This is a genomic window from Bacillus sp. RB3 (assembly GCF_030164735.1).
GTDB classification, from domain to species: domain Bacteria; phylum Bacillota; class Bacilli; order Bacillales; family Bacillaceae_G; genus Bacillus_A; species Bacillus_A cereus.
In genome coordinates this window covers 21,575-30,499 of record NZ_JASNGE010000044.1, presented here as the reverse complement: position 1 = coordinate 30,499, position 8,925 = coordinate 21,575, and the positions used below count along the sequence as shown (strand labels likewise).

Sequence of the window (8,925 nt, the reverse complement as noted above, 5' to 3'; positions counted from 1 at the left end):
GAAGAAAATTTAGCCATAAAAAATGCACCTCCTATTGTTAATTATGTGTCTAACAATTGGGGTGCACTTCAGTAATGGTGGTCTTTTTTAAATTGGTAAGATTGTACTAGGTTGAGCAAAAAAATGGAACCGAAAAAGTTATTTCTAATGAGGATAGCCTTCTTATGATGAAGTTTCATTCAGTGGATCTGCAAGCAAACATAAAAGAAGGAAAAAATTACGATTTTACTTTACGTGGATATAGAGTACCTATACTTTCATGGTTTCCAAATTTAGATGGTGCCGAACCACAAAATTAGCACTATTCTTTAATAAAAAATCCTACTCATTTTTTAATGAGTAGGATTTTTTATTAAAGAGCTATTTCGTATTAATTTGTGCCATCATTTAATATGCTATTTTTAAATGATTTCCAAATTTGATGACTAATTATCTAAATTTCTAAACTCTATACAGCACTATCAATTAAACAATTATTAGATATATCTTCTATCTAAAACATCGTATTATCATTAGCTGCTTCACTTGGAATCTCTTGAATTACATCCCAGTGTTCGACAATCTTTCCATCCTTGATACGAAATATATCCACTATAGCAACTCCCTTATCTTGAGAATTAGTACGAGAATGTACATGAAGAGCAACTGTATCCCCTTCAGCTACTACACGTTTAATCTCTGCAGAGGAATTAGGATTTTTAACAAAATCCTCCTTAAAGAAATCCATGAAGGCTTTTCGTCCATCAGCAACAAAAGGATTATGTTGCTTATAATCTTCGCTAACATATTTAGGGATAATATCGATATTATGTTTGTTAAAAACTTCATTATAGAAATCAACTACCATCTTTTTATTCTTTTCATTTTCTTTTACTTCTTTTGATACAGAAGCGACATTCTCGCTCTTAATTGAGTTACCTTTGTTATTACCGTTGGAAGCTTGATATACCAAAGTCGAAACTACTCCTAAAATAAATACAGAAATAATTGTTATGATTAAATTTTTCTCTAATTTCATATATACCTACCTCTTCTACTTAAATAAGTTTTCTTCTATAAAAAGCTTGAAGAAGGAGAAACCTTCCCCAAAATGTAATGTCAGGGATAATGTTAGGAATTTCATTTATCCTAACCTCCCCCTATACAAGGCATATTAGAAACGATTAACTCTAACTTAATACCTCATTAACAGTTGCACTGTCCACAATTTGAATAAACTTCTTAACCTTATCGTTCTCATCAAACTTATAAAGATGACAAAAATCTGCTACAAATGACTTCCCTGTAGCTTTATATGTTCCACTATATTTTCCATACACGATAACAGTATTGTTATTAAAAGCATAAATTTCATCTTTAGCGCTATAGTCATCCCATTCTGTGCCAAGACGTTCATGTACGTTTTTCACTACTTCATCTGGACCTATATAAGTACCTGCATATGGAAACCCAGCAGCTTCTGTCCAAGATACATTTTCACTTAAATACGTTTTGAACGCATCCAATTTCCCTTCGCCAGTTAACACATACGTTTCATGTAATAGTTTTTGATATTTATTCATATCATTAACCCCAAGGCATTTCTTTTGTTACAACTTTTGCACTTAATTCTAATACACCTTTATTTGCATAGCCTGGATATGCTGCTTCAAGTTTTGCCACAAAATCTTTTGAAGTTCCACTTTCCTCAGAAGCTTGAACCGCCGTTCTTAGATAATCCATTGTCGCAGTAAGTGCTTGATTATTTAGGGATTTTTCGATTGATCCATGGCTAGGCACAATTATGTCAGCATGTAATGCTTGTAATACTTTCAAGTTCTCAATCCATGCCTCCATAGCCGCTTTTGAGCTAGTATCCGCTAAGAATACATGTATTTCGTTAAATACATCGATACCACCAATTAATACTTTTAGTTCTTTATTAAATAGGCTAGTTCTGTAATGATCTAAGCCTACTAGTTCAAATGTTAACCCCTGAAAATCAATCGCTTTTTCTTTAAATACTTGAGGTAATACCACGTTACTTGGTGCATTTTCTCCAAGGGCGTCTTTCCAAACTTTTAATTTCCCTAAGACAGAATGAACGATATGTTCAACAGTAGACTCTGTTGCATACGCTATAGCTTCTGGGTAAACGGCTTTAATGCTCTCTAATCCAAAGTAGTAGTCTGGATCCCCATGAATAATAAAGATTTTATCTAGAGATAAGTTGTTTTTTTTCAAATACTCTACAATTTCTTTCGAATCAGACTGCGTAAATTTTGAGTTTATTAAAAATGCATGTCCTGCTTTCTCAACTAATGTTGCTGTGACCATAAAGCTTTTTTCGTCCGAACTAAACACCGTTAATTTCACATCTTTTTGATTTGTATCGATTGTTTTAAACATAGTATGTTATTCTCCTTTTGTTAAAGTTATTAACTAATTATCATATTTTTATCTTGTTCCGATAAAATCTCCCACTCCCATTTATCTGAAAGTGTAATAGTACTGGCGAATATTCCGGAGATCAACGTCAGGTGGTCTAAGATAACATGTTTGCTACTGTATCCTAAATTTTCTTAATATAAATTTTTAAAACGCGCTTCAATTTTATCCGGTGTCATTACGCCACCACCAATAGGAATAATTTGATTATCCTTTTGTAAAAGTAATGAAGGATAGCTATTAACACCAAGCTGTCGAACTTTATTGAAATCATTTTGGACATCTATTATTGTTTCTTGAGCGTTTAAACGTTCTAATACTTGTTCAGGGTTCAAACCATGCTCGATTGCAATCTTGCGATATGTTTCAGGATCACTCAGACTTTGGCCCTCATAATAAAACGCTTTTTGCATAGCCGAAGTGAATTCTAATAAACGGTCTGGCGCTAATGAGCGTAAAGCTGAAAAGCCAATTGCAGCATCTTTCGAATTCATTTTAAAAGTCCCTTCCTCCACCAATTTTTGATATGAAGGACCAAATTCAGCACCTGTAAGTTGATTAATTCTTTTATTTCCTTCTTCTATATATGAGAAGTTTTTCATTGGTAAATTATCTAAAAATAACCCTCCACATAAAACCGTTAATGGTACTTCAGTGTGGTTTTTGTAAAATCCTTTAATACTTTCTGAAAAACCATAGCACCATCCACAATATGCATCCCATACGTAAATAAGATTATCTTGTTTCGTCTCCATTTAAATCTCCTACCTTTTTTTATTATCCAGCTCAACTAAATTTTTGGTTTATATAGGTACATCTTTTTATACCTTGTTCTTTTTTAGATACCTTACTATATTTCCCCAAAACTAATATTTCCAAAGAAAGATCCACCAAGGTTTTTAACAAAAGATAACAATGCACCTTATTGCCCCGTAACAGAAAATACTAAAGCTTGGAATATGCATTGATTTGAATGTGTTAGTAACTTTCTACACCGGGTGGCAACGTATGGACCACCATCCTTAATTAAATATATAAATCATATTTTTAGCAGATATTAGTTGTAACTAAATTAATTACATCTTTATGTAACCATTTTAGTTACAACTAGTATAGAAGTCAATTCTTTTTTTCGAAAACATTAAATTTCTACATTATAACGAAATTCTATGTTAACTTGTAAAAAAAAAAGAGGAGCCATCTCCTCTTCATAAATAAACACTATTTAATTTGTTCCTTATACTCATGGTTAACAACTACATACCACTTTCCTGTATCAAATTTTTTTTTATTAATCACGTAAACTTTACTTTCTCTCATTACCTCCCCTGGTTTTAATCCCTTAGTAATAGTAGAGGTCTCGGCTTTTTCAACCGCATAACTACTAGCTGCCAACACATCACTTTGGTAAGCATTATCATTTTCATCCACTAAATCCACTGATGGTAAAACGGCTAATTTCATCGGTTCGTTTGTGATATTTTTCCCTTCTGCTTCTACAACAATAAAGACATGTCCATCTTCAGGTTTTTGGAATCCTATACTCTCTTTACCAACCTTATCTCTTTCTACAACTCTTTTTACAGTTACATCAAATTTAGGTGTATGAAAATCCTTGTTTACAGCATACTCTTTTTCTTTTATTTTTGATTTCTCTTTTGTTTGTTCTGTATTTTTCTGCTTTGTATTCTCTTTCGTTTTCGTCTCATCAGTTGTTTGCACTTTCTTTTCTTCTTGTTTAGAATTGGTTTCTTTAGATTCTGAAGAAGTTTTGTCGGATGTATTGCCGCAACCAGATAAATTGAATACTAAAGCGCCACCCAAAATACATGTAGTAAATTTTTTCAACATCTCTTTTTATCCCCCAATAACACGATATGTAAATTTCTTACTTATCATAGCAAAAAACACGATCTTAAATTGTTGCATCTTGTCGAATGATTAAGAATAATCAAGTTACTCCACATCCTCTTTTATTATAAAGGTAAATATAACGTCTATAAAACCTGCTATAATAGGTTTTTACACCCTTAGCATACAATTTTTTACTTTCGGTAATGTGCCCCCCATTTGAAGGATAATTGGAATATTAAGACCAACTGATAGAGGTGTTTGCGTGGAATTATTTGAGTATTATAAAAAAAAGGGGAAGTTGAAGTGTTTAATTGGAACTGGGCTTTTTCTTTATGGATTAATTGGTATGTATAATACTTGGGGTAATATTAATTGGGGACCAGTAATCTTAATTATTATAGCTTCTCTTGTATTTTTTAGTATTGGATTTTGGCAATTAAGAAAAGGAAATTTACTAGAAAAAAATATAGTTAAAAATGATTTAACATTTTGGGATATTGATACTTATGTTTTGTTAGAATTACCCGGCAATAATAAACATTTAGGTTTATATACTCCTGATGGAAGATATGTAGCAGGAACAAAGATGATTCCTTCAACATTACATATTTTAAAAAATAAAGAAGTTTTTGGATTGGAAGCAAGTGATGGAGAAATTCTTGCATATTTTCAAAGTGAAGTTGAAAATTATGATTGGGCTATTTATGATTCGAATTATAATTGTGTAGGTATGTTTAAAGAAAATATGATACAAGGATTTGGAATGGTACGTGGTTCTTTGATGAATGAAAAAGAGATAAAAATTTCTGAGATAGAAGTGGAATTTGATTTTTTCGAAACGTCTTTTCATACAATGGATGATCGTATATTAATAAACTGCAAGAGGGGATATATGCCTTTAGAATGGAGTGAAAGATTTGGCTTAAATGTACCGATTATTAAATTAGGTAATAATATTTCTAATACTGAAAAAATTTTTGGTTTAGGTATTCTTCTTTATATTTTAGAAACAATTAAAGTAAGAAAAAGTAGGATTTTTAATGATTAGAATTAAATATTTATATTATGAAATTTATTGAATCTTTTATTAGAGATTACATCGCCGAAAGTGAAATATTGTATATTTTAGAATTACTTTACGTTCACTTCTTGAAATTGATGAGCATTTGTTATGCCAGAACCAACTGGAAATGGAAACGGCAAGCGAGTATACTCCGCTTGCCGTTTTTTCATAGCTTCGTATGTATTTGAATCCCTTTCGCTTTCTCTTCTTCACCCTTCACGCGTACAATTAAATCATATGATCCGGATTTTGGCGCTTCAAAAGAAAGCAAACCTTCTTTTTGAGAAGTGACTTCTTCTTCATAAATGACCTTATCGTCTTTTGTGACTTGCAATAAAATCGTACCTTCTTCAACTGCTGCCTCATAAGGAATTTCCACATTTCCTTTTTCAGCTTTAAGCGTTTGTACATCGTAATACCCCTGCAAAGAACCAATTGTTAAAGTCGTTTCGCCATTTTTTTGAACCTTTGTGACTTTTGTTGCTGTATTACATGCGCTTAATAATACAACAAGAGTCAAAATGAGAAATGAACGAAGCAATTTCATAGAGAGTCCCCCTTCCATTAAATATATTAAGGATAAAATATACAATCTAACATATCATTACAATTATAGTTGAAAAATAAGGAAAATTATATAACAGGAAATGCAACTATAAACAATCACTGACCATTAGTCTACAACCAATCCCACACCCCAACACAAAAGAAAAAAGCACCAGGTCCCCCCTAGTGCTCTCCCTCTAAAACAAATGACAAGCCACCTGATGCCCCTTCGCAATCTCAACCATCTTCGGTACTTCCTGTGCGCATTTTTCAGTGGCGAATTTGCAGCGCGTTCTGAATTTGCAGCCGGATGGTGAGTTGAGTGGGCTTGGTACTTCTCCTTGCAAAATGATCCGTTCTTTGCCTATGTTTGTTGGATCTGGTTCTGGCATGGATGAGAGTAGTGCTTGTGTGTATGGATGTGCCGGTTTTGTGTATAGGTCTTCACTGTCGGCAATTTCTACTATGTTTCCTAAGTACATGACTCCGATGCGGTCTGATATGTGTCTTACCATAGATAGGTCATGTGCGATGAATAAATATGTGACTCCTGTTTCTTCTTGGATGTCTTGCAGCATATTTACGACTTGTGCTTGGACTGAGACATCGAGTGCTGAGATTGGTTCGTCACATAGGATAAAGTCTGGTTTTACAGATAATGCACGCGCGATGCTAATGCGCTGGCGCTGGCCCCCGCTAAATTCGTGCGGGTAGCGATATAAATGTTCTTCTTTTAAGCCTACCTTTTTGAGCAGGTCTAATATGATTTCTTTTTGTTCTTCTTTTTCGTAAGAGCCGTGAATGTTCATTGGCTCGCTAATAATTTGGAATACATTCATTGCCGGGTTTAATGATGCGTATGGATCTTGGAAAATGATTTGCATTCGTTTTCGATATTCTTTTAGTTCACTTTCTTTTAAACTTGCGATATCTTTTCCATCAAATAAAACGTTACCTGAAGTGACATCGTGTAAGCGAATGATACTTCTTCCTGTCGTTGATTTTCCGCATCCAGATTCTCCTACTAACCCGAATGTTTCACCCTTTTTAATAATGAAGCTTAAATCATCGACTGCTTTTAATTGCTCTGTTTTTCTGCCGAATAGTCCTTTTTTAATAGGAAAATACTTTTTTAAGTTCCGAACTTCAATTAAGTTTTCTTCATGCATGAAAATCACCTACCGCCCTATCGTTTAGCCAGCACATGGAACGTCTTTCGTTTCCGATTTCAAAATATGGTGGACGTTCTTTTTCACAAATGTCCATCGCATGCGGGCAACGCTCTGCGAACGGGCAACCTTGTGGTGGGTTTAATAAGTTTGGCGTTACACCTTGAATGGGAGAAAGTCTTTCTTTTACGCCGTTTGCGATTTTTGGCAGAGAGTTTAATAACCCTTTCGTATATGGATGATTCGGCGATTGGAAAATATCAAGTACAGGTCCTTCTTCCATAATAAGTCCGCCATACATAACGATAACGCGTGTACAGTTTTGTGCGACTATTCCTAAGTCATGCGTAATAAGAAGTAACGCCATGTTCGTTTCGTTTTTTAAGTTTTTCATTAAATCTAGTATTTGTGCTTGTATCGTTACATCAAGTGCTGTCGTCGGTTCGTCCGCAATGAGAAGGTCAGGGTTACAAGACATCGCCATTGCGATCATAACTCGCTGCTTCATACCTCCGCTTAGTTCATGCGGATATTGTTTCACCCTTTCTTCTGGTGAAGAAAGACCGACTTGTTTTAACAAGTTGACCGCGATTTGCTCTGCTTCTTTCTTTTTCACTTTTTGATGACGTATAATTACTTCCATCATTTGTTTCCCAATTTTCACGACCGGATTTAGCGCTGACATTGGGTCTTGAGAGATAAGTGAAATTTGATTTCCTCTAATAGAACGTAATTCTTTCTCAGATTTAGAAAGGATATTTTCATTATGAAAAAGAATTTCCCCTTCTTTCACTTTCCCTGGTGATGTAACGAGAGACATAACAGACTTCGCCATCACACTCTTTCCGCTTCCAGACTCCCCAACGATACCAACTACTTCTCCTTTATTTAAACGAAATGTAACGCCGCGAACTGCTTCTACTTCTCCGCTTTCTATGAAAAAAGAAGTCTTTAAATTCTTCACTTCTAATAGTTTTTCAGACACGCTTCTCACTCCTTTCACGTAACACTTTAGTTTTCATTTCCAGCTCCTTTTGGCGCGAAAGCTTTCTTCAATGCTTCACCAATTACGTTAAAACTAAGTACCGTTAAAAGGATAAGGAATCCTGGGAAGAGTGTTAAATACCAAGCTTCGCCAATATATCCTTGCGCATTGTTTAGCATGCTACCCCAAGAAGAATCTGGCTCTCTAATACCTAAACCTAAAAAGCTAAGTGATGATTCCATTAAAATCGATGTCGCAATTGTTAATGTCGCAGCGATAATAATGGTTGATAAAATGTTAGGAATGATATGTCTTACAATAATTGTGAGTGATTTCTGTCCTGATACTTTTGCATATAAAACGTACTCACGCTCTTTTACAGATAGCGTTTCTGCCCTTACAATACGAGCGGTGTCCATCCATGTTAGTAATCCAATAATAAGAACTAACGTCGTAATCCCTGGTTTTAAATAAGCATTTAATAACAGCATTAAGAAGAATGATGGGATTGACATAAGTACTTCCACAATTCGCATTAAGAAGTTGTCTAACTTTCCGCCAAAATATCCGCTAATTGTTCCGACTGCGGTTCCGATTGTAATGGAAACAACCATCGCAAGGAAACCGACCGCAAGTGAAACTCTTCCGCCATATAATGCCCTCGTTAAGTAATCCCTTCCGTAATCATCCGTGCCGAAAGGATGACTCATACTCGGTTCTTGTAAACGATCTGGAATCGACATTTTACTAGGATCGTACGGTGATACGAATGCGAATATCGATGCAATTGTTAAAACCGCAAGTATAATAACTCCTATTAGTACAAACTTATTTTTCGTAAAACTACTTTTTAACGTTTGAAATCTCCTATTATTCATTCC

At 34.4% G+C, this 8,925-nt stretch carries 11 protein-coding genes; 2 read left to right on the top strand and 9 right to left on the bottom strand.

Going from position 1 to position 8,925, the window contains the following annotated elements; translation table 11 throughout:
• Positions 1-164: 164 nt before the first annotated feature.
• Positions 165-299 (top strand): hypothetical protein, encoded by a 135-nt coding sequence (locus QO049_RS28040; RefSeq protein ID WP_000975273.1) that lies wholly within the window; start codon positions 165-167, stop codon positions 297-299.
• Positions 300-493: 194 nt separating this feature from the next.
• Here the strand turns inward: QO049_RS28040 and QO049_RS28035 are convergent, their stop codons facing one another.
• The 5 genes from QO049_RS28035 to QO049_RS28015 form a co-directional block, all read right to left on the bottom strand.
• Positions 494-1,018 carry a nuclear transport factor 2 family protein gene (locus QO049_RS28035; RefSeq protein WP_246962162.1) on the bottom strand — a complete coding sequence of 175 codons (525 nt, stop codon included), beginning with the start codon at positions 1,016-1,018 and terminating at the stop codon, positions 494-496.
• A gap of 151 nt (positions 1,019-1,169) precedes the next feature.
• A complete protein-coding gene (locus QO049_RS28030; RefSeq protein WP_001046361.1) occupies positions 1,170-1,562 on the bottom strand; it encodes a nuclear transport factor 2 family protein in 393 nt (130 codons plus the stop codon).
• Between the two features lie 4 nt (positions 1,563-1,566).
• Positions 1,567-2,388, bottom strand: a complete 822-nt coding sequence (locus tag QO049_RS28025; protein ID WP_000477273.1) for an MBL fold metallo-hydrolase — start codon at positions 2,386-2,388, stop codon at positions 1,567-1,569.
• 173 nt (positions 2,389-2,561) lie between these two features.
• The gene (locus QO049_RS28020; RefSeq protein WP_000448626.1) at positions 2,562-3,182 is read right to left on the bottom strand and encodes a DsbA family protein; all 621 of its coding nucleotides are present in this window, start codon (positions 3,180-3,182) and stop codon (positions 2,562-2,564) included.
• A gap of 466 nt (positions 3,183-3,648) precedes the next feature.
• Positions 3,649-4,278: a DUF4352 domain-containing protein gene (locus QO049_RS28015; RefSeq protein ID WP_246962159.1), complete on the bottom strand. Its 630-nt coding sequence runs from the start codon at positions 4,276-4,278 to the stop codon at positions 3,649-3,651.
• Between the two features lie 265 nt (positions 4,279-4,543).
• On the opposite strand from QO049_RS28015, the gene QO049_RS28010 reads away from it, so the two are divergent.
• On the top strand, positions 4,544-5,329 hold the full coding sequence (locus QO049_RS28010) for an ABC transporter ATP-binding protein (RefSeq protein ID WP_246962156.1): 786 nt from the start codon (positions 4,544-4,546) through the stop codon (positions 5,327-5,329).
• A 181-nt stretch (positions 5,330-5,510) separates the two neighbouring features.
• On the opposite strand, the gene QO049_RS28005 is transcribed toward QO049_RS28010, so the two are convergent.
• From QO049_RS28005 to QO049_RS27990, 4 genes are all read right to left on the bottom strand, one after another.
• Positions 5,511-5,891 (bottom strand): BA_1872 family lipoprotein, encoded by a 381-nt coding sequence (locus tag QO049_RS28005; protein ID WP_000771857.1) that lies wholly within the window; start codon positions 5,889-5,891, stop codon positions 5,511-5,513.
• A gap of 196 nt (positions 5,892-6,087) precedes the next feature.
• Entirely contained in the window at positions 6,088-7,059 is a 972-nt protein-coding gene (locus tag QO049_RS28000; RefSeq protein WP_246962153.1) for an ABC transporter ATP-binding protein, read from the bottom strand.
• Entirely contained in the window at positions 7,052-8,044 is a 993-nt protein-coding gene (locus tag QO049_RS27995) for an ABC transporter ATP-binding protein (protein WP_001291151.1), read from the bottom strand. Before QO049_RS27995 ends, QO049_RS28000 begins: the two co-directional genes overlap by 8 nt.
• 26 nt (positions 8,045-8,070) lie before the next feature.
• Positions 8,071-8,922 carry an ABC transporter permease gene (locus QO049_RS27990; RefSeq protein WP_001065317.1) on the bottom strand — a complete coding sequence of 284 codons (852 nt, stop codon included), beginning with the start codon at positions 8,920-8,922 and terminating at the stop codon, positions 8,071-8,073.
• Between the last annotated feature and the right edge of the window lie 3 nt (positions 8,923-8,925).